The sequence below is a fragment of the Labilibaculum manganireducens genome, from assembly GCF_002843385.1.
In the GTDB taxonomy this organism is placed as follows: Bacteria; Bacteroidota; Bacteroidia; order Bacteroidales; family Marinifilaceae; genus Labilibaculum; species Labilibaculum manganireducens.
The window spans coordinates 1-22,045 of record NZ_MVDE01000053.1 but is presented as its reverse complement, the minus strand read 5'-3'; the positions used below and the strand labels follow the sequence as shown (position 1 = coordinate 22,045).

Below are 22,045 nucleotides of genomic sequence, written 5' to 3'. Positions count from 1 at the left end.
CAAAACTTTAGGTTTATTCTTTATCTTTGAATACTCCATGGGGTACACCTTATTATTGGTTTGTCGTAGAAACAATAATAAGTAAATATGTGTTATCTCATGGTTTTTTTAATCGATATAACCTCTATTGCTGATAATTTTTTTAAAATATCAGTGTAATAGGGATCCTCGCTTATTGGATATTGTTGAAATAAAGAGATAAGCTTTTTACCAATTTCGGCACAATGCTTTGTAGAGGAGTTAGAATTTATTTTCATAAGTAGGGAAACGATTAATTTTTGATAATTAAAAACCTAAATTACATAAAAATATTAAAATAGAGTAAATACATTTACTACTTTATGATGATTTACCATTTGTTATGTGTTAGTTATTCAATATAACGGGTGCTGTTAGTTTTTCGTAACTACTTTATGTTGATGCGATTTGTAAGCCTATTCTAATTGTGCTCTCAGAGACTGGAATTCGGCAATCCGTAAACAATAGTGAGCATTCGGATACTAGATTTAGTAAGCAGTCTGCGGGATTTTACTTTCTGCTTGTAGAAATGGCAATTTGCACCAAAGAATTCATCATTCTGGCATCAGAATTGCCAATTTGTTTCACCCGATAAGCTTTTCTGGCAATAGAATGTTCTATTTTATTGCTTGGGTTTGCCATTCATAAATCAGAATGCTTCATTTTTCAGATAAGATGGCTTTTCTACTTTCAGAATATGAGAAAAGGTGGGGAGTGCTCGTATTCTTCTTTTCCAACAATAATTTCAATGATCCCTTATTTCAACTTAAAATTAATTGGAACGATCATATATACTTTAACAGGCTTTCCATTTTTTATGGCTGGTTTCCAACCTGTGCATTTTTGTACAGCCTTGGCTGCAGCCTGGTTCAAGTTTGGCTCAACACCTCTGAAAATATGAATGTCGGAAGGCTCTCCCTGTTCCGAGACAGCAAAAAGGATCAGAACACGACCGCCAATTCCATTTTTAGAACAAGCTTTCGGATACTCTACAAATTTGGCTATGTCGTTTTGTAAATCAGATGGTTGATCTTTATACTGAGCTAAAGTATCTGCATTAGCATAAGAGTTGTTTGGCCAAAAATGATTTTCCCCATCCGTAATATATGATTTAGTTAAGACTCCGAGTTTATAGGAATCTACGCCGGTAAGAATTCCATCGGTATAAGTCATCCATTGTCCGTGCTTTAGTAAGGGGAACAAGTTGGTTGCAATTCCTTTTTGCGAGAATTTTCTTTTGTGGTCATAATCTTCAACTTGATATCCGCCGGGTATTGTTTCAAACTTACGTTGATATTGATATTTTCCACCATCAACATAGTAAGTGTTAGGTTTCTTTAGTTTTATGGTTTCGGTTTGAGTCACTTTCCATTTACCATCTTTAAATGCGCACTTCTGCACAACAGAAGTCTTCTTGTTTTTTTGTCGTACGATGTATTGATAATCTGCACCTTCGGGAGTCGCTTGCGGCACATGCTTTTTATAATAAACAATAGTGTCCTGTTGTGCAAGTGCGCACTGAGCTCCGATAAACAGTATAAGAATGGTAAGAATGTTTTTCATGAATTTGTATTTCCTATTAATAATAGGGTACGAATATAATATTTATTTACATATTTCAGATTATTTAAGGAAAGAAGCCCTATTTAAACGATTATTGATATCCGTTAAATAGAATTTGGTAAAAAATGAAAGGGTCTGAGTGCGAATGCCAAATTGGATATCCTAATTTTTTGTATCTTCGTAGTAACCATTGCCACATTATTTGTTAAATATTTACTTAGATGCCTTACAGAAGACTACCAAACACTGATTCTGCACGTGTACGTGCTTTAAAATCTGCCCTCGATATTAGTTACAGAATAAATCGTTTTGAACTGGCTTTTTCTTTTCTGCTTTTGCAGAAAATAGAGACGTTTTTACCTCATTACGAATTGGCAATTAGAAATCAGCGTCAGGCACTTAGTCAGCAATCCATCAGAAGTAAAGAGTACAACGAGAAATTGCGAAAGGCACGCTTGTATGTTTCTCATTTTATTCAGGTATTGAATTTCACAATTATCAGAGGTGAAATGAAACCTGAGATTCGGGAATTTTATGGATTAAAAACCAGTTCGAAAGCAGCTCCGTCCTTATTGCAGGATGTAAAAGTAATTGAGTGGGGAGAGAAATTGATAAAAGGAGAACAAGAGCGAATGAGAATGGGAGGGAATCCAATTTACAGCCCTTCTATTGCGTTGGTAAGAGTAAATTGTGAGAACTTTAAACAGGCATTTAACAATCAAAAAACATTACAGAGCAATACACAGCGATTTTCGGAAAAAGTGGCTGAATATCGTGATGAGGCAGATAGTTTGATTCTTTCTCTTTGGAACGAGGTGGAAGCTAAATTTGCTGATCTGCCGGATGAAAAGAAAAGAGAAAAAGCTTCGGAATATGGAGTTGTTTATGTTTGGCGTAAAGGTGAAAAAGAGAAACTAGAGCAAGCAAAGCAGGCTGAGGAAGACTTACTCACTTTGCCTTTCTCTCGATCTATAAAGGTTGAATAGCAAAAGTGTAAGGATTATCATTGAGATAAATCCACTAATCCAGATGCTTGCATCATTACCACCAAATTTTTCAATGTCTTCGGGTAATTTCCCTTTATTGATGAAGTAAGACATGCAAACGGCCATTCCGTTATTGATTAAATGCGCTAAAATAGGAACCCATAAACTTTTTGTCCATACCAGTAGATAGCCAAACAGAATTCCCATTGCCATTCTTGGTATCAAACCAAAGAATTGCATGTGCAGAGCTGCGAAAAGAAAAGCTGTTATAATGATTCCCCAATGCACGTTTTTAGTCATATTAGAGAAGATCCGCTGAATAACTCCCCGGAACAAAAGTTCTTCTCCCAAGGCCGGAATTACCGCAATTAAAATCAAATTTACAAACAGGTCAAAAGGTGTTTCCATCACTAAAAATTTCTTGGTGATGATTTCAGCCTGATCTTCGCTATGTCTCATCCATTCTTCAACTTCCGAAAGAAATTCAGGCAGTTGCAAATGAGAGTTGATATCTGCAAGCAGATTGATCGCCGGTAAGGCGACAATAATTGTTAGTATTGCTAACAGGTATTGAGGAGGTGAAGATTTTTTGTCTAAAAAAAGATAGGTCAACACTTTGTTATTCAGAAGCCAGGCGATGATAAAAGGCGGAATAATGAACATTCCGGTAGAGTAGATCGACTGATAAAATTTAAGAACAGAAATGTTCACAGAAGCACCATTTATATCCAGGCTTGTCGCGTCTGTGAAGATATTGACATCAAAAATAAGATAGGCCAATACACTGCCTGCAAACATGCACAACATAAAAGAACCAACTACTACAAGCAGACTCATCATCAATTGTGATAGCGGGGAATAATGGCTCAACGATCCTTTTAGCATATACTTTCTGTTTTTTTAGTTTGATGAACAAAAATAGTAAATAGTATTAAGATTTAAGTATAAAGTATCAAGTACAAAGGATCAAGTAAAAAGTGTCAAGTACAAAGTATCAAGTACAAAGGATCAAGTACAAAGGATCAAGTTTAAAGTATTAAGTACAAAGTGTTAAGTATTAGTTGCAAATAGGGAAAGAGCCAATAGATTGCATTTTAAGAGTTCATCATTCAAGTGTACTGTTGTTTGTTAAATGATTTGGTTTTTCGACTTTTCACGACTATTAAGACTTTCTATTATCTTTGTTGCCTGATAAAAAAGAAAAGAAAGTGAAGATAGGAAATCTGGATTTAGGAGAACGGCCGGTATTGTTGGCACCAATGGAGGATGTTACCAATCCGCCTTTTAGGGTTTTGTGCAAGCGTTATGGAGCGGATTTGATGTACACTGAATTTATTTCGGCGGATGCATTGATTCGTTCGGTAAACCGGACCATGAAAAAGCTGACCATTTTGGACGAGGAGCGCCCTGTTGCTATTCAAATTTATGGTAAAGATGTTGATCCAATGGTTGAGGCCGCCAAGATTGTTGAAGCTGCCAATCCGGAATTTTTAGATTTGAATTTTGGCTGCCCTGTGCGTAAAGTGGCAACTAAAGGAGCTGGCTCGGGCATGATGAGAAATGTACCGCAGATGCTGAAAATTACCGAAGCAGTTGTTAAGGCGGTAAATATCCCGGTAACGGTAAAAACCCGTTTGGGTTGGGATGAGGATTCAAAGATTATTGTTGAGCTGGCAGAACAATTGCAGGATGTGGGTATTCAAGGCTTAACCATTCACGGCAGAACCCGGTGCCAGATGTACAAAGGGGAAGCAGACTGGACTTTGATTGGAGATGTGAAAAATAATCAGCGCATGCACATTCCCATTATTGGAAACGGCGATATTACAAATCCTGTGAAAGCAAAGGAAGCTTTCGATAAGTACGGAGTTGATGCAATCATGATTGGTCGTGCTTCGGTAGGAAAACCATGGATTTTTAGAGATATAAAGCACTATTTTAATACCGGTGAATTGTTGCCTCCTGCAACAGTAGCTCAGCAGGTGGAAATGCTAAAAGAGCAAATTGATGCTGCCATTGAGTGGATTGACGAAAAACGCGGTATTTTGCACATGAGAAGACATATGGCAGGTATGTTTAAAGGTTTGGTGAATTTTAAGCAAACCCGAATCGATATGCTTAGAGCCAATCATTATGCCGATTTAATGCCGATATTGGATCGGATTTCGATGGAATGGGGAAATCTCCAAATAGATGATGAATAAAAAAAGACGCTAAAGCGTCTTTTTTTATTTGATTATTTTGGGAAGTTCTTTTACGAAATAGTCAGGATTGAAAATTTCATAACTTTCAGTTCGCCTGCTCCAGTACATCTCCACTTTTTCGAGATATGCATTCTGTAATTTCCGAATCTGATCTTCATTCAATTCAAGTTCTGCTGCAAAGGTTGTGAATTTGTATTTTGGATATTCTTTCGGCTCAAAATCTTCAGCATATTGCAGTTCTATACTCTCACCGTTCGAAAGGCTAAACAGCATTTTCGATTTTTTGGTGATGAATCCAAAAAAACGAAATCCTTCCGCATCCATAATCTTCCAGTTGGTTTTCAGAATTACTTTTCCCTCTATAGAGATGATCTGAAAATCAGCTTTGACCTGATTATTGGTATCCGAGAATTTATTTAATTTTTCGCTAATGCCTTTAATAACAGTTTGAGACTCCAATTCAGTATCAATAATTACTAAAGGCTTGGCAATTTCTTCAGCAGATTTTATTTGTGCAACAGGTTTTTCCACGTTCTTAATTTCCTCGTATTTCCAGGTGCCATTATCAAACAAAAGAACGATTTTTCCTTCCGGAGTTCTTAATTTTAGCTGTGCATTTGTCTGGCTGATTGTGCCTAAGAGCAGAATGGACAGAATTAAAATATTTTTCATGGAATTGAATTATTCAGTGATTTGTGGGATTGCTTTAATGAAATAAGAAGGATTCACAACCTTATACTCTTCAGCTCTGCGGCTCCAGTTCATTGTCGCTTTCATTACAATTTTGTTTTGAAGCAATTTAAGCTGATCTTCGGTTAAATCCAGTTGAGCAGAATAGGTGGAAAATCCATATTGACTAAATTCCTTAGGTTCAAATTCGTTCCTGTAAACCAAATCAATAATTTGTCCTCCAAGTAATTCCAGACTTAGTTTGGTCTCTTTTTTAATAAAGCCAAAGTACGAGTATGCTTCGCCGGTCATAATTTTCCAATCGGTTTGAAGAGTAGCTTTTCCATCCTTAGAGTGAAGGGTAAAATCGCATCGGACAATGTTTTTATCCTTAAAATACTTTAGAAGTTTTGCACTTGGACCTTCAATAAAAGTGATTTTCTCAACATCAGCTTCTTTTAGTACAAGAGGTTCATTTGAAATTCTTGTTTCCTCAATTGCAGTTTGTACTGTATTTCCGGTTTGCTGAGTTGGATTTTCTCCTGAAACACTTACATCAGCATACTTCCATGTGCCGTTTTCGTATAGAATTACAACTTTTCCTTTTGATGTAAGAGCTGTTTCCTGTGCGTTGGCAAGTAAGGAAAATCCAAATGCTAAAAAGCAAATAACAATAATCTTTCTCATTATAATTGTATTAAAAAGTTCTTCTTGAAATGAACAATTTGTCCATTCAGAAATTTAAAACGGTATAGCAGGTAGTTTGGTATCCTGACAATCCAAATTAATTGAATTGAAGAAAACGTTTGGTGATGTAGCGAACCGGATAGCGCGATGCAGCATATCCAATTGAAACAACAGTTGTAAAGATGATAAAAATATCGGTAAAATGAATATCAACGGGATAGGAATCCATTATAAAAGCTCCGTTTCCTGATAGGGTTATCAAGCCAAATTTTATCTGTAAAAAGCAGATGGCAAGACCTAATCCTACGCCAATAGCTGCACCTAACAGAGAGATAAGCCAACCTTCAAGCAGAAATATTTTTTGAATTGTTTTTTCTTCGGCACCCATGCTTCTTAGTGTGGCAATGTCATGTTTTTTATCCAAAATAAGCATGGTTAGCGAACCAATTACATTAAAAGATGCAATGACAAGAATAAAAGCTAAAATAAAGAAAATGGCCATTTTTTCCGATTGCATCATTTTAAACAAAACATCGTGCAGTTCGAATCGGTTTTTCACCACAAAACCGTCACCTAAAAGAGCTTGAATTTGTTCCTTAACATTTTCTACTTCATCCTGATTTTTAATGGAGAGTTCAATACCACTCACCTCATTGGTGTAGTCAAATAATTTTCTGGCAAAATCCAGAGGAACCAATACATATTGAGAGTCAAAATCTTGTTGAATGGTAAAATATCCCGAAGGATACAGATATTCAGTTGAAAATGCATCCATTGGATTCAATCCCAATTTTGCATTGCGTTTGGGCACGTAAAACTTAATGTAATCGGTAAAAGTGAGTCCCACACCCAGATCCAGGGCAACGCCGTAGCCAAGTACAGCGAACTGATGCTTACCACTATTCAGCAAAAAATTTCCCTCAACCATCATGGTGTCGATTCCCGTCATTAAGGTAAACTCCTCATCTACACCTTTTATGATTGCAGGGCGTTGTTTGTTTCCGTATTTAAGAAGGGCATTTTCTTCCAGCACTTCGGAGTAGAAAACCACATTTTCCATTTTCCTGATTTGCTCAAAAGTAGAATCAGGAACAAAGGTTTTGCCTGTTTTTGGAAGAATTTTTAAATCAGGATCGAAGCTGCCAAAAAGGTCACGAATCAATCCATCAAAGCCATTAAATACCGAAAGAACAATTACCAGAGCCATAGTTCCAATTGCAACCCCAATAACCGATATCATCGAAATGACATTGATTACATTCTGTTTCTTTTTCGAAAACAGATAACGTTTGGCAATATGGAAGGGAAGGTTCAAGTAATTTACATTGTCTTAAGAGAAGTACTGCTGTTTGTGAGTTGCATTATGAAAGCAAGTTGCTTATGTTTTCGATATAATCTAACGAATCATCAACAAAAAATGCCAATTCAGGAACTATTCTAAGTTGTTTCCCAACCTTATTTCCAAGAATTCTGCGAACATTCTTCGTATTCATCTTAATTAATTTCATCGTCTCTTCAGTTTCACTCGAAGGGAAAATGCTAAGATATACTTTTGCAAGTCCTAAATCCGGACTAATACGAACAGTAGTAACCGAAATCATTTTACCACCAAAAAGATTTCTCGATTCCATCTGAAATATCTCACTTAAATCCTTTAGCAGCAATCTTGAAACTTTGCTTTGTCTTGTAGTTTCCATAAATAATGTTCTAATTTTTTTACAAAGATAGAATAAAAGTCTGGAAGAGTGGGAAAGTAGTAAAAGTCTTGAATAGTAAAATGTGGATGGAATTAAATTAGTGCACTTTCCTCTATTATTAATTCATCATTCTTAATTTATAATTGAATAGCTACCTTTGCGCCTTATGGCAGATTTGTTTGAATATGGATATTGGGGATTGTTTGTGGCCAGTTTTTTGGCAGCTACTATATTGCCGTTTAGTTCCGAAGCAATTTTAAGCCTTTTTGTTTATTCTGGTTACGATATATCTGTAACCATTGCTGTTGCCAGCCTTGGGAATTGGCTGGGAGGAATGTTAACCTACTATTTGGGTTATTTGGGAAAGTGGGAATGGATCGAAAAATTTCTTCGCATAAATCAGGCGAAGGCCGAAAAAACAAAACTGTTTCTTCAGAATAAAGGAAGCGCACTGGCCTTTTTTGCTTTCCTGCCTTTTGTTGGAGATATTATTCCTTTGGGATTGGGCTTATTGAGAAGTAAGCCTGTTTGGGTCGCCCTTTTTATGGCCTCCGGGAAATTGTGCCGGTACATAGTCTGGGCGTGGATTACACTGCAAATAATTAATGCCTAAGCAAGACAAATAAGAACAAATCTTCTTCATATTAGCAGATTACCACTATTTTCAGGCCTTCAATATTTTTTTTGTTCGATTCGTTTCATAATTTTGCTGGATAATTTTTTTAAATATAAACGGCTCAATGCTTGGGCTATTAATAAAATCAGATCATGAATACAGTAGTTAGTGGAATTCGATCTACAGGAAATTTACACCTGGGGAACTATTTCGGAGCGATAAAGAATTTTGTTCAAATGCAGAACGATAACAATTGTTTTTTCTTTATAGCTGACTGGCATTCCTTGACTACACATCCTACTCCTGCTGATCTTCACTCAAATGTTAGAAGCGTATTGGCTGAATATTTAGCTTGCGGAATCGATCCTGAAAAGGCAACTATTTATGTGCAGAGTGATATTCCTGAAATTCCTGAGCTGTATTTGCTGATGAACATGAATGCATATCTGGGAGAATTGGAACGAACCACTTCTTTTAAAGATAAAGCACGTAAAAGCCCTGAGAATGTGAATGCCGGTTTGTTAACCTATCCGGTTTTAATGGCGGCAGATATTTTAATTCACAAAGCTCAAAGAGTACCGGTGGGGAAAGATCAGGAGCAGAATTTGGAGATGGCCCGTAAATTTGCAAAAAGATTCAATAACACATATGGCGAAGAAACCTTTCCAATTCCTCAGCCTTATTCGTTCACCGGAGAATTTGTGAAAATTCCTGGATTGGATGGATCCGGGAAAATGGGAAAATCGGAAGGGAATGCAATCGGTCTGGTCGAAGATCCTAAAGAGATTCGTAAAAAGGTAATGAAAGCAGTTTCGGATAGTGGTCCAACGGCTATGAATCAGGAAAAACCGGAAGCAATTCAAAACTTATTTACCCTAATGGATGTGGTTTCGACCAAAGATACTTACGATTTTTTTAACGATAAATACAACAATTGTGAGATTCGTTACGGCGATTTAAAAAAGCAGTTGGCCGAAGATATCATCAACTTTACAGCGCCAATCAGAGAGCGTTTTCTGGATATCTCTCAGGATGATGCTTACCTAAGGAAAGTAACTCAGCAAGGAGCCGAAAAAGCCCGCGAAAGTGCGGCTAAAACTCTTGAAGAGGTTCGCAGGTTAATTGGTTTCCGTAAATTCTAAAAAGTACGATTATACAGATATAAAAAAATGCCATTCCGTAAGGAGTGGCATTTCTTTTCCAGGGCGTTTCTCTTTAGGGCGGGCTTTCCGTTTTTACTCCTCGCTAATTTTATTGCTTCGCAAACAAAAAGCTGTGGAGTATCACTTCTCCCGATAGCTATTAGGGACTCTAACGCGCTGGCATGTACATCTAAATTTTAATTTTCACCACCGCCAAGGTGGAATCCCAGTTTAATAGATGTGTGGTTGAAATCGTTAAAACGTTCGTTCTGGTCAAAAATCATGTTGTACTGCAGAGTCAGATCCAAATGTCCAAAACTAACACCAATTTTTGGTGCAATTCCAAACTTCGACCCCAGCTCAATTTCCGTAGTATTGCTCATTATTGTTTTGCTAATGGATCCTAACTCATAAATTCCAATATCTACACCGGCAAAAGGGCGTAAATTACTGGTGCTTACATAGTAGTCTATAGTTGACGCATAGCAGTTTATTGCTGATACATCCAGAAAATCATCATTGGCAGCACCTATCGCAGTACGTTCATATTTTATACCTAACAGCAGGTTGTCATCCATGTGAAATTTTGGATTTACATAAAACCCTATACCAGCATCAAGTTCATTGCCCCCGGGATTTGCAAAAGTTGCTCCCATATCAATACGAAAAGATCTAAAAGAGTCATAGCCATATTGTGCCTGTGCTATTCCAGTAAAGAGGGTGCAAATGATTATAAGACCAAGTGTTTTTTTCATCAGTAATAAGTTAATTAGTTATTTTGTTATTCTTAATAAGTGGAAAATTGTTTTGCCTTCTATTGATAATGGGTATGCAGGTTATTTTAATTTTATGGTATTGCATGAGTTCCGTGTTACGGGACATTTGAAAATAGGTTTATAGGTAAAGCTTAATTTTTATGTGAAATATATCACAGTTTTAATTTTCTGGAACTGGGCAGATGTAATTTTTTATGATTATGAAATTATTGTTTTTCAGAGAGTGTTATTTATATGCGTTTGCATATGCCTAAAATTCTTTAGTATCCGTTCGCCTTTTAAATTCGGACATCATGCGAAATTTTAGATTTTTGATCATTTTGATTGATATTGGCAGAATAGCGAATATAAATAGGAGGTTTAGTGCCAAACTAAAACAGGGCTGGAATTTAGTGGATTAACGAAACTGCATTTCTTAAAAAGAATGAAATAACTTAGAATTTAATACTGTTTTAGCGATTCAAGATAATAAAGCTTAATTTTGCTTCATTAAACAGTAGGCAGAATTTTTGGGTTACTAGATACATTCAAGTAATTTTGCCTGATTAATGTGTGTAATTACAATCAAACTTCGATTTTTAAAATGAATATATTGATATTTCCAATCAGATTCTTATACAAACTGTATTTCTTTCTTTATTTTGTAATAACATTATTGCTTTTTTATCCGGTATTTAAGTATTTGTTATCCAAAAAAGAACGTTTCCCAAGGGCTTTTAAGGTAATAAAAGTATATGCAAAGGTCTGGCTTTACGGATCAGGAATATTTCTTCGGGTGAAGGGAAGAGAGAATATAATTACCGGTCAGCCATTTCTAATCTGCTCCAATCACAGCTCTTTTATCGATCCTGCAACATTGTATATTATTTTCGATCAGCACTTTGTGTTTACAGGTAAAAAAGAGATTGAAAAATGGCCTTTGTTTCACATTTTTTATACTTCAGGGATGAATATTTTGGTAGACAGACACAATCGTTTGGGAGCGCTAAAAAGTTTCAAGAAAATGATGGATGTAATTGCGGAGGGCTATCCATTGGTAATTTTGCCTGAAGGAACGATTCCTCAAAATGCTCCTAATTTGGGAGAATTTAAACCTGGGGCTGTGTCCATCGCCATTCAAACGGGGATTCCAATATTGCCAATTACGCAAACTACCAATTGGAAAAGATTACAACGGGGAACTATGTTTAAAGGCAATGCGAGTCCTGGTATTGCAGAGGTAATTATTCATCCGCTAATTCCAACTACAGGATTAACCAAACAAGATGCCGATGCATTATCGGAAAAACTTCGGAATGTAATTAATAAGCCTTTGCAGGAAAAATACGGTATTTCATAAAATCAGAATTATATATATGACAAAATGCCAACTCGTAGGAGCTGGCTTTTTTATTTGTCATGTTTTTTAGTGACATATTGACCGTTTATCCAAAAAATCCAGATGGCACGGTTATTGTCCGGATCATCTGGTTATATTGTTTTATAAAACAAATTTATCAATTGTTAGAATAAACCTATTAAATAGAAATAGAATTCGAGGCTAACAACCTTTACTATGACAAACTGCACCGTTTGTGTCGACAAATGTATATATTAATTTGATTAAAGTGAATGTTTATTAACATTTATTAACAATCGACACTCTATTCAGAGTTTCCTACTTTGAACATTAAGGGATAATTAATTAATGTTTTATCCATATAAAAAAATAGAATATGGAAGAAAGTGATAAGCCCCCTTACCTATCATTGAATATGATAGGGGAGTATAGTGAAGCTACAAAAGCTAGAAAAAGATCGATTATAAGCAATCAGAAAAAACCTAAGAAGTTCATTTTTGCAAGATATTCTAGTGCTAAGAGTGCAATAAAAAACTTTTTTGCTCAAGATGAATTTGAACCATTATGTGTTAAAGCTAAAATAAATGAATTGGCTAAGAAGGTTTGTTCTACTGATTTTCAGGTGAATAACCGAAATTGTCAAATTCAAGCATTGGAATCATTTCTTACGACAAATCTTGATTCTTCTTTGAAGAAATTTACTTTTGAGAGATTTCGATCAAAACTGAAATCAATTTCCATTCACGGTTTGACAATTGGTATCTCACCTGATTTAGTAATACGTGGTGAGATTAATGGACAGAAGGTTGTAGGAGCTATAAAACTTCATTTTTCGAAAAGTGGAGTGTTTAAGGGATCTGCTGGCCGAGTAGCTGCTACAGGTTTATATCGTTTTATGAATGATATCGTTGCTACAGAAAGAGAAGTAGTAATTCCTTCATTGTGTATTGTCCTTGATGTTTTTGAACAGAAAACTTATCAAGCACCTGAAAATATAGATTTTTATATGAAAAAATTTATAAATGCATGTGATGAAATAATGGATATCTGGGATAATGTAGCTTAATTAAAAAATTCCAATAAATAAAAGGGTTGTTGATATCACTCAACAACCCTTTTTGGAGTGTAAATTTTCATTAACATTACCAAATAATATGGCGTTTAGTTTTTAATTGGAATCGTGAAAAAGAACTGAGAACCGATACCTTCTTTCGATTCCATCCATATCTTGCCACCGAGTAATTCTACGTAAGCTTTGGTTATTGATAAGCCAAGACCGGATCCTTCAATTGCTTTTGTGTTTTCATGATCTACCCGAGTGAATCGTTCAAAGATGCTTTTTTGTACGTTTTGTGGTATTCCGATTCCGGTATCTTTTACAGAGAACTCGAGTAAATCGTTCTTTTTTGTGCAGCCAAATGTAATTGAACCGTAATTTGTATATTTTATGGCATTATTAATTAAGTTGGTAAGAATGGAGGTCAACATTGTGTGATCAGTAAAGATAAGAGATTCTTGAACCGGCAGTATTGATTTGACTCTTAGCTTAATTTCTTTCTTATCAGCCTCGGGCACGAAGAAAAGCAGTTGATTTTTGAGTAATTCTGTTACATTAACTTGCGAGATGCATTTAACTATTTGATTGGTTTCAATTTTCGAAATTTCAATAATAGCATTGATTGTTGCAAGCATTCGCTCGCCGCTCTGCGATATTATTTTAATATATTTTTCGCGTTTTTCGTCACTTAATTTTGGTGTGCTTAACAAATCGGCAAACCCAAGGATGCCATTCATTGGAGTCCGGATCTCATGACTCATATTGGCTAGAAACGCGGTTTTCAATTTCTCGCTTTCTTCCGCTTTTTCTTTAGCAGCAATCAGCTCGTTTTCTATGCTTTTTTGTGCAGTTAAATCGATAAAATTTGCAAGGAAGTCATCACCCAATACAATTCCGGATATTAAAATTTGCTTTCTGCTTCCATCCTTACAGGTTATATTGTATATATCCGGAATAATGTCCGTTTCATGTTTTATTCCATAGTCAACGGCTTTTTCCCAGTTGTCCATTACCCATTCCCTGTATTTAGGATCAGGATACGCCAATTGCCACCAATCATCCAGATGAGAAATATCTTCCAGAGTATAGCCGAAAGTATTAAAAAAACGATCGTTCAGATATTTAATTTTACCGCTTGTGATGTTTACAAGACTAAGAGGTATTGGAACCCGCTGAACAAAAGTTTTAAATTGACTTTCACTCTTTCTTAATGCCTTTTGTGCTTCCTTTTGATCGGTTATGTCCCGATGAACCAATACAATGTGGGTGACTTTCTCAAATTCATTTTTTATAGGATACACACGGGTTCTTAGCCAGCGACTTTGGCTTTTATAAACAGAACCTGCTTCAATTTCTGATTTAAACTGATAATCAGGAATATCCAGTGTTTCTCCGGCATAAGCACGCTTGATATAGTTTAACATGCCTGATGAGCGAACCTGAGGACTTTTAAGAATATTAAATTTGAATAAAGTTATTTTTTTAGGGAATTGCCAAAGTTCCTCGTATGCTTTATTAACAGAAATTTGCAATCCATTTAAATCGTATACTTCCACAGTAAATGGAGATTGTTCCATTAACAGTCTGTATCTTTCTTCACTCTCTTTTAGTTCATCTTCCGCTTTTTTTCTCGAAGTAATGTCTTGAAATACACAATATGTTTTTTTAAATGTCCCATCAGGGTGACAACCTGTGCAACCCTGCAGCGAGATGTATTTGTAGTGCCCTTTTTGATGTCTGATTTTAAAATGAACATCATTCACATAACCACAAGCCTTAAATTTCGGAAAATTTGTATCAAAAACATGTTTCCAATCAGGATGAAGGAAATCACCGTAGTTCTTGCCAATTACATCTTTCTTTTTGTAGCCTAAAAACTTTAACCAGGTATTATTAACATCAACTATATTGCCATCGCTGTTTAAAGAGTGGTAGGAAAGAGGCGCATTTTCGAAAAGGGTTTTGTATTTTTTCTCACTTTGCTTTAAGTTGTGATAATAATGCAAGCGATTTATTGTATCCCCTAATCGTCTGCTGATTTCAATAAATAATTTTTTCTCAAGTTGAGTCCACTCCCGTATTTTTGTACACTGATGAACCCCCATTAAATAATTAGTGTTATTTGTAATTGTTATGGCAGTAATCATTTCCGATTTAATATGAAGCTCATCAATATAAGATTTGTTTTTTTCTGATTTAAAATAAGCTGAGGTGAAAGTATCATTGCCGGGATATTTTCTTTTTTCAAGAAGTTCTTGTCGGTAATTTTTTGCTATCTCGTTTTCATCAAATATTGAAATATATGATGCACCGGTTTTTACAATTTCAAGAGGTGGAAACTGAAAACTATTCTTTGTTTTGTCTGAAGAAATAAAAAAAGTTCGGTCTGTGTTAAATACTTCCTGCACTACATTCAGTACATCGGAAATCATTTTTTCAATATTTTCGGAAATAAGGGTAATCTGATGTATTTTCTCAAGTGTATCAATATAGGAGAATAGATTTTGTTTCGCCTCAACATGTTCAGATATGTCCCTGGAAATACCAAGTATAAGTTTGTCTCCGTTTTCATTTAACAAAGAGATACTAACTTCAACCGGAAATGTTGAACCATCTTTTCGTTTGTGAGAAGTAGCTAGTTTGCAGTGTTTTTCACGATCTGGGATTGAGAAAAATTTGAGAAGGTTTTCTTTGGTTTTGTGCTCAGCATCAACATCATATAAAGATAGAGCAAGAAGCTCTTCTCTTGTGTATCCCAAATTAGCACAAGCCTGTTTGTTTACCTCAACCAACTTCCCATCAAGATTGAACAAATACATTGCGTCTCCTGAATTAAGGACTAAGGATCGGTATAAATTGGCGTGCTTTTGGTTGGGGATGGTCATTGCACAATTATTTTGGTTGAATCCTTACTAATATACAAAAAATACCCTGCTAATCTGTTGCCTTCCAGCTTATTTAATTGCATTCAATGCAATTGACTTTTTGTTATGCAGAGCTGATCATACATAAAAGAAGCCTATTAAGTAAAGCGACATTGCGGTATTAATATTTCAAGGCTAACTCTATTCCGTCAATTACCCGAAAAGCACCTTCGGCCAGAGCTTCCATTTCGTTTTCTCCCGGATAAACAAAGAAATTAGTAAGGTCTGAAACATATTTTTTTAAATCAGAAATAAAGCGCTCCGAATAGGCTATCCCACCAGTTATGATAATTCCATTCGCTTTGCATTTTAGAGCAACATGGTAAGCACCAATCTCTTTGGCTATTTGATAAACAAAAGCATCGTAAACCAGTTGTGCTTTTTCATTGCCTTCATCAATTAATTTGAAAACATCACGTAAATCATCAACACCTAAGTAAGCTTTTAGTCCACTATTTTTACTTAGCAGTGTTTCAACATCTTTTCGAGGCATGGAGTAACACAAATCCATTACACCACGAGTAGGCAAAGCTCCGGCCCGGTTAGGCGAAAAAGGCCCCATTCCCATCAAGGCATCGTTTACATCTACAATTTTGCCGCCGTCAACTGCTGCAATGGAAATTCCGCCACCCAAATGAGCAATTACATATTTGGCCTTTTCGAAAGGGATATTTTGTTGTTTTGCAATTTTGCGGGCAGTCATTTTCATATTTAAAGGATGCCCTCTTCGGTTTCGTTCAATGCCCGGCACACCTGATATACGTGCTTTTTCCCAGATGTTGCCGGCAGAAACAGGATCAACAGTAAAACTCTCATCAAGATTAAAATGTTTAGCCAGTTTATTGGCAAGCATACTTCCCAAATTTGAGGCATGATCGCCATAACTACCTGTTCTTGCGTCTTCAAGGAACTTGTTGCTGATTTTGTAAGTGCCGCCTTCAAGAGGTTTTACAATGCCGCCCCGACCGACAATGCCAACCACAATTGCATCCTTTTCTGATAACATTTGATCCAATCCGGCTTCTACCATTTGGTAGCGGTATTCAAACTGATCGGTAACTTTATGAAATTGATCGAGCTCCTTTTGCGAATGGCGGATAATATGTTCATTAATAAGCTCTGATCTGTTGTATAATGCGATTTTAGTAGATGTTGATCCCGGGTTGATTACGATGACAATTTCCTTTGGATTCATAGAGTAGGAGAGTTGAGTGTAAGATGTAATTCCTGAAAGTACGAAAAGAAACTTAATCATGAAATCATGCAAAGTATTTTTCGGAACTTAAATTGTAGTCAATAAGCTTATTTTGCCTTAAATTCGTTTTTTTACCTTCATCCAATCCTCAGTAGTCAAAAAACTTTCGTCCATATTCTGTATCATATTTTTGAATTTTGTGCATAAGGGCAATGATACAGTTCCACGATTTGGCAACTATTTCCTGATCCTGAACCTTTTCATTGCTGTACCAAAAGCAGATAGGCATTTCGGTTTCGCTTCCGAAATATTTCGCCCATTTTTCGGTAAATTCTTCTTGAAGTTCTTTTTTCATTGCTTTAGCAGATTGGTTTTTATACAAAAATCAGACTTGTTTGATGGAATGGCAACTGAAATCAATGGATTTTTTAAGGATAAATGCTTCCATATCCGAAACACGATAAAAATCGATCAACTCGCATAATTACAAAGCTTTCATGCATTTGTAAAGGCCTTCGGGAGCGTTATCTTATAAAAAAAGATATATTTGTATGGTATTAATCCGAAAGATGGTTTAGTTATGGACAGAGAATTATTAATTGAAAAATATAATGTGCCGGTGCCTCGGTACACAAGTTACCCTACTGTTCCTTTTTGGGGAGAGCAGCGCCCGGAAGCGGGAGATTGGCTAAAAGTTGTGAAAAGGACTTTTGATGAGTCGAATGCTTCGAAAGGAATTAGTATTTACGTTCATTTGCCTTACTGTGAAAAGCTTTGTACTTATTGTGCCTGCACAAAAGTGATTACCCGTAATCACGGGGTAGAAGATCAATACATAGATGCTTTATTGAAGGAATGGCAAATTTATCTGAATACTTTTCAGGAGCAGCCAATTATTCGCGAGCTTCATTTGGGAGGTGGGACGCCAACTTTTTTCAATCCTGAAAATCTGCAAAAGTTAATTATTGGCCTGAAAAAGAATGCAAAACTACATCCTGAACATGAATTTAGCTTTGAGGGGCATCCGAATAATACCACTCGTGAGCATTTGCAGGCTTTGTATGATGTTGGATTTCGAAGAGTGAGCTTTGGGGTTCAGGATTTCGATCCCGAGGTACAACGGGTAATTAATCGCCCGCAAAGTTTCGAAACCGTTAAGGAAGTAACTTTAGCTGCACGCGAGATAGGATATCATTCGGTAAACTTCGATTTAATTTACGGACTGCCTAAACAGAAATTGACTTCGGTGAGCGATACTTTTGAGAAGGTAGCGGAGCTGAAACCCGATAGGATTGCTTACTATTCATACGCTCATGTGCCCTGGAAAACAAAAGGGCAGCGTATTTTTACCGATGCCGATATTCCGGATAGTGCCGAAAAACGTGCTTTGTACGATTTGGGAAATGAGAAACTGGCTGAACTGGGTTACAGCGATGTGGGAATGGATCATTTTTCATTGCCTCACGACGAATTGTTCATTGCCCGCGAAGCCAAGCGATTGCACCGTAATTTTATGGGATACAATACTTCGCACACCGAGTTGCTGATTGGTTTGGGAGCTTCGTCCATATCAGATGCTAAATATGCCTATGCACAAAATGTAAAGCTGATTAAGGCTTACGAAGAGGCTTCTGTGAAGAATGAACTTGATTTGGAAAAGGGATACTTCTTAAGCGATGAGGATGTGATTGTAAAGCGTGCAATATTGGATATTACCTGTCGTCGCGAATTGTTTTTTACAGATGATTTAAAAGCTTATTTGCCTGCAAGTATTAATGAAGAACTGCAGGTTTTAGCCGATGAGGGAATTATTATCTGGAACGATGAGAAATTAGTAGTTACGGATTTAGGGATGATTTTTTTGAGAAATATTGCCAGGCTCTTCGATAACAAACTGCGTGCTGCCAAAAGTGGCGGAGACAACATGTTTTCGAAGTCGATATAGAATAGGAATAGAATAAAAAAATCCGGTACTCATTTCTGAGTACCGGATTTTTTTATGGGTTTACCTTACCGTGATATGAATGCACTTTGTTTGACCTTCCAAAAGAACGTAGCATTTACCTTCATCCTGCATTTTAATTAATACACGCAGTAATACATTTCGAAGGCGGTAGGAATAAACGGGTTTACTATTCCCTCTCTCAAAAAAACGTGTTTGTGAAATATCAAAGGTTCGGCCGTAATAATGCGATGATTTATTTGGCGTAGCATTTACATTGCTTCTACGCAGCGATTTTTGATCTGCAAGGGTGCGTAATATGGAGGTAACCGAAAACCGGTATTTTCTTATTCCCAATTCTTCGAGTTGGCCACAAAACCTTTTGCCAAGCAGGTCTAAGAATTCCACGGCAGGTTCCTGCAGGTAAGGTAGTGAATTAGTTAAATGGGGTATTTCATAGAATTCGTTATCGTTTATTTTTTCGAGATCATATCGATCCCCAAAATCGTCAGGGTTTTCTTTGTATTCGGCTTTCGAAATTAAAGGTTTTTCCAATCCCTTTTCCTGAGCCAGATCAAGATGATATGTATTGTTATAGCGACGCAAGGCTCTGCTTTCATTTTTTGTTAGCACTGGAACAGATACTTGAGCCTCCGTTTTGCCTTTAGGGCTTAAGCTTTTGGCAATAAACAGTAACAATATAATGCCTGTTGTCAGCACAGCAAGCAGCAGTGCTTTACGAACTTTAGGTTTTAATTTTCTTTTAGTCATCTCTTGGTTTTACGCTCACAAAGCTAAAAAAAACAAACTTTATTTAATTTATGGACTGTCCTTTATTTTGTTTTATAAGTACCATAAGCCGACTATTTTTTTAATGAAGGTTTATGTGTTTAACTTTTAATGTTTAGGGAAAAAGGACAGTTTGCAGGAGTTGCACTTGTTGTGGATAGTTCCTTTTGGGAACTACTATTACTCTTGAAAGATTGAATAAACGCGATTATGAATCTACGCCTGACATTTACAAACAAATCACGCCTGTTAGACGTGATTCTTTATTCCCCTTAACTTAATCCCGATTCCTCGGGACCGTATACGAGACCCGTACGTACGGTGGTGTGAGAGGCACAGTGGCGGTCAATAGACCGTCACCTGTCTACTCGATTGCCAGCATGTGCATTTTTATATTTTAATTCTATCTCATTTCAAATGTATTTAATGAGTGGGATGGAAGTGAAACATTAAGATACTTTTCGCCAAGTTTAATGGTCAATTCTTTACTTTCTTCATTAAAATTACCTGCCAAAACAATAAACTTACCTTGAGGATTTATTGCAATCATTGTGCTTAATTGAGAACTTTTGTCATTATTTGTTGCTATTATTTTTGTTTTTGGACTTATATAGTGCGTATAATGCTTAACAGCATAATACTCTGGCATATAAGTTGCAGTTCTTGTTTTGGAATCTATACGTATTAATGAGTTCTGATTCCATCCCCAACCACTTACACCATTATCAGACAGGATAGCGTTCCAAAAAGTATACTCTTCACAACCATTACCCAAGTAATGATTAATCAACTGAAAAGTGTGTTCAGCTGCTTTCCAGTCAAAAGAACCCCATCCACATTCACTTTCTGTTTGTACATATCTATATTGGGGGTATTTTTCTCGCAATTTAGGCAAAATCTGTCCGCCTTCCCACTGAAAGCCAACTCCTTTGATACTTTTTGTCATACGTGGATCAGAAAGCACTTCGTCAATAAAGTCAAAGCGATTGGTGTTGATCGTTCCAAGGTATATATCAACATTAGGATGCAGTTCTTTCATGATAGGAGCCAGATATTCGGTATTAAATCGAATAACACCTTTTGGAGTCCAGGCACATCCGGGGTATGGTGTATAGCTCCATGCTTCATTTTGAAACATTACCATGGTTATAGGAATTCCTATTTCTTTATATGCCGAAATAAATTTACAAAAGTAATTTGCATAGGTTTTTAGGTATCGGGGGTCTTGAATGAGATAGTCATTAACAGCTAACCGTTTAGGGAAAACCTTGTCATTCTTATTATGTTTATCTTCAAACAATAGGTAATCAAGTTTGGGATCAAGCTTGTTATAGTCTTTATTGCTCAATACAGAATAATAATGATTTATTTTCATCCACGATGGTGGTGACCATGGGGAAATCCAGAAGGTTAATTTAGGGTTGTATTTCATTGCAGCTTTTATATAAGGTATTAAAGTAGTTTTGTCCCTATCAATATTGAAATACTTAAGCTGAAAGTCGCCATCAACTTCATCACAGCTGTACCAATCACGGGCATAGTCATTCGCATTCATAGAAAAACGGCCCATGGTGAAACGCAGGTCGCCGTTATTGGAAAAAAGTTTTGAAAGTATTGTATCCTGTTGGCTCCCATACAACAAATTAAGAGCATCCCAGCCAAGTTCATTAAAGCATGTCCCCCATGCTTTGAACGTAACAATACTTTCATTCCCTGTAACGCTGACAATTGGTTCTGTAGAAGATTTTTTTGACAATTTAATGGTCGATTGTTTCCAAGTATTACCTTGGGTACTCGAAATCCATTCAAAAGATTGGGCTTTCACTACCAAAGAAGTAATCGTTAATATTAAAACTAATAAATTCTGTTTCATTCTTTTTAATTTAATTGTTTATGTAATATTTAAATCAATCAAGATTGTTTCTTTAATTACTTAACCTGTTGTTGATTTCGGTCTTTGCATTACTGGCAACGTTTGACAATATGAAACGGTTGGGTTTTCGGGCTTCGTACTTGTCCACCGACAAGAACGCTGAAGCGAGAACCAAACTCTCGCTAACTTCTGAACCCCAACTGTTTTATATTGTGTGTGTGTGCCTTGAATGGTAAATTTAGTAAAAGTTCTTTTATAATGTTAAGTTTTGTAAAAGAAAGTCCAGAGGGTGTAAGTCCCTTATGCACTGGGGTGACTCCTGGAAGCATTAGCAAGTGGCAAGGTGGTTTATTCGCTATCGCTCATGAGAGCGCTTCGCTTTGTAGGGGTGCTTATGCACTGTGCCGGAACGAAGTGGAGACCACGACAGAATGGAGTAACAAGCCAACCGGCAAAAGTCTGAACTGACGAACAGGAACGGGATATGAGGCATAATTATCTGGGTAAGTAGGCACATCACTGCAAAGCCCAACGAGTACCAAAAGGATATTTATGTAGATCCCGCAGG

Annotated in this window: 20 protein-coding genes; 7 read left to right on the top strand and 13 right to left on the bottom strand. The window is 36.4% G+C overall.

All coding sequences use genetic code 11. The annotated features are described in order from the left end of the window. Window positions 1-528: 528 nt before the first annotated feature. Both BZG01_RS22025 and BZG01_RS20445 read right to left on the bottom strand, forming a co-directional pair. Complete coding sequence (locus BZG01_RS22025) at window positions 529-660, bottom strand: hypothetical protein (RefSeq protein WP_281256460.1); 132 nt, start codon at window positions 658-660, stop codon at window positions 529-531. A gap of 114 nt (window positions 661-774) precedes the next feature. Further along, window positions 775-1,581, bottom strand: a complete 807-nt coding sequence (locus BZG01_RS20445) for an energy transducer TonB (protein WP_101311705.1) — start codon at window positions 1,579-1,581, stop codon at window positions 775-777. A gap of 221 nt (window positions 1,582-1,802) precedes the next feature. Between BZG01_RS20445 and BZG01_RS20440 the strand changes: the two genes are divergently transcribed. Beyond that, window positions 1,803-2,567: a hypothetical protein gene (locus tag BZG01_RS20440; RefSeq protein WP_101311704.1), complete on the top strand. Its 765-nt coding sequence runs from the start codon at window positions 1,803-1,805 to the stop codon at window positions 2,565-2,567. Here BZG01_RS20440 and BZG01_RS20435 read toward each other — a convergent pair. Continuing rightward, window positions 2,526-3,452: a CPBP family intramembrane glutamic endopeptidase gene (locus BZG01_RS20435; RefSeq protein WP_101311703.1), complete on the bottom strand. Its 927-nt coding sequence runs from the start codon at window positions 3,450-3,452 to the stop codon at window positions 2,526-2,528. The two genes, BZG01_RS20440 and BZG01_RS20435, sit on opposite strands and share 42 nt — an antisense overlap. 323 nt (window positions 3,453-3,775) lie before the next feature. Between BZG01_RS20435 and dusB the strand changes: the two genes are divergently transcribed. Then, the gene (gene dusB / locus BZG01_RS20430; protein WP_101311706.1) at window positions 3,776-4,771 is read left to right on the top strand and encodes a tRNA dihydrouridine synthase DusB; all 996 of its coding nucleotides are present in this window, start codon (window positions 3,776-3,778) and stop codon (window positions 4,769-4,771) included. Between the two features lie 24 nt (window positions 4,772-4,795). On the opposite strand, the gene BZG01_RS20425 is transcribed toward dusB, so the two are convergent. From BZG01_RS20425 to rbfA, 4 genes are all read right to left on the bottom strand, one after another. Continuing rightward, window positions 4,796-5,443: a hypothetical protein gene (locus tag BZG01_RS20425; RefSeq protein ID WP_101311702.1), complete on the bottom strand. Its 648-nt coding sequence runs from the start codon at window positions 5,441-5,443 to the stop codon at window positions 4,796-4,798. 9 nt (window positions 5,444-5,452) lie between these two features. After that, window positions 5,453-6,127, bottom strand: coding sequence for a hypothetical protein (locus BZG01_RS20420; RefSeq protein WP_101311701.1), 675 nt, complete (start codon window positions 6,125-6,127; stop codon window positions 5,453-5,455). Window positions 6,128-6,224: 97 nt separating this feature from the next. Further along, entirely contained in the window at window positions 6,225-7,367 is a 1,143-nt protein-coding gene (locus BZG01_RS20415; protein ID WP_218973181.1) for an ABC transporter permease, read from the bottom strand. A gap of 121 nt (window positions 7,368-7,488) precedes the next feature. Then, a complete protein-coding gene (gene rbfA, locus BZG01_RS20410; protein WP_101311699.1) occupies window positions 7,489-7,824 on the bottom strand; it encodes a 30S ribosome-binding factor RbfA in 336 nt (111 codons plus the stop codon). A gap of 166 nt (window positions 7,825-7,990) precedes the next feature. On the opposite strand from rbfA, the gene BZG01_RS20405 reads away from it, so the two are divergent. After that, window positions 7,991-8,437: a YqaA family protein gene (locus BZG01_RS20405; RefSeq protein ID WP_101311698.1), complete on the top strand. Its 447-nt coding sequence runs from the start codon at window positions 7,991-7,993 to the stop codon at window positions 8,435-8,437. A gap of 155 nt (window positions 8,438-8,592) precedes the next feature. Then, window positions 8,593-9,582: a tryptophan--tRNA ligase gene (trpS, locus tag BZG01_RS20400; protein ID WP_101311697.1), complete on the top strand. Its 990-nt coding sequence runs from the start codon at window positions 8,593-8,595 to the stop codon at window positions 9,580-9,582. 197 nt (window positions 9,583-9,779) lie between these two features. Here trpS and BZG01_RS20395 read toward each other — a convergent pair whose 3' ends face one another. Further along, complete coding sequence (locus BZG01_RS20395; RefSeq protein ID WP_101311696.1) at window positions 9,780-10,337, bottom strand: hypothetical protein; 558 nt, start codon at window positions 10,335-10,337, stop codon at window positions 9,780-9,782. Between the two features lie 604 nt (window positions 10,338-10,941). Between BZG01_RS20395 and BZG01_RS20390 the strand changes: the two genes are divergently transcribed. Together BZG01_RS20390 and BZG01_RS20385 are read left to right on the top strand one after the other, a co-directional pair. Continuing rightward, window positions 10,942-11,697, top strand: a complete 756-nt coding sequence (locus BZG01_RS20390) for a lysophospholipid acyltransferase family protein (protein WP_101311695.1) — start codon at window positions 10,942-10,944, stop codon at window positions 11,695-11,697. A 376-nt stretch (window positions 11,698-12,073) separates the two neighbouring features. Next, complete coding sequence (locus BZG01_RS20385) at window positions 12,074-12,763, top strand: hypothetical protein (RefSeq protein WP_101311694.1); 690 nt, start codon at window positions 12,074-12,076, stop codon at window positions 12,761-12,763. Between the two features lie 95 nt (window positions 12,764-12,858). On the opposite strand, the gene BZG01_RS20380 is transcribed toward BZG01_RS20385, so the two are convergent. The 3 genes from BZG01_RS20380 to BZG01_RS20370 form a co-directional block, all read right to left on the bottom strand. Then, window positions 12,859-15,639, bottom strand: a complete 2,781-nt coding sequence (locus BZG01_RS20380; protein ID WP_101311693.1) for a PAS domain S-box protein — start codon at window positions 15,637-15,639, stop codon at window positions 12,859-12,861. A gap of 160 nt (window positions 15,640-15,799) precedes the next feature. Beyond that, window positions 15,800-16,933 carry a butyrate kinase gene (buk, locus tag BZG01_RS20375; RefSeq protein WP_101311692.1) on the bottom strand — a complete coding sequence of 378 codons (1,134 nt, stop codon included), beginning with the start codon at window positions 16,931-16,933 and terminating at the stop codon, window positions 15,800-15,802. An 88-nt stretch (window positions 16,934-17,021) separates the two neighbouring features. Then, window positions 17,022-17,228, bottom strand: a complete 207-nt coding sequence (locus BZG01_RS20370) for a hypothetical protein (RefSeq protein ID WP_101311691.1) — start codon at window positions 17,226-17,228, stop codon at window positions 17,022-17,024. Window positions 17,229-17,420: 192 nt separating this feature from the next. On the opposite strand from BZG01_RS20370, the gene hemN reads away from it, so the two are divergent. Further along, complete coding sequence (gene hemN / locus BZG01_RS20365) at window positions 17,421-18,818, top strand: oxygen-independent coproporphyrinogen III oxidase (protein ID WP_245870446.1); 1,398 nt, start codon at window positions 17,421-17,423, stop codon at window positions 18,816-18,818. Window positions 18,819-18,878: 60 nt separating this feature from the next. On the opposite strand, the gene BZG01_RS20360 is transcribed toward hemN, so the two are convergent. Beyond that, complete coding sequence (locus BZG01_RS20360; protein ID WP_101311689.1) at window positions 18,879-19,586, bottom strand: DUF5715 family protein; 708 nt, start codon at window positions 19,584-19,586, stop codon at window positions 18,879-18,881. Window positions 19,587-20,007: 421 nt separating this feature from the next. Then, window positions 20,008-21,477, bottom strand: a complete 1,470-nt coding sequence (locus BZG01_RS20355) for a glycoside hydrolase family 30 protein (protein WP_101311688.1) — start codon at window positions 21,475-21,477, stop codon at window positions 20,008-20,010. Window positions 21,478-22,045 lie beyond the last annotated feature (568 nt).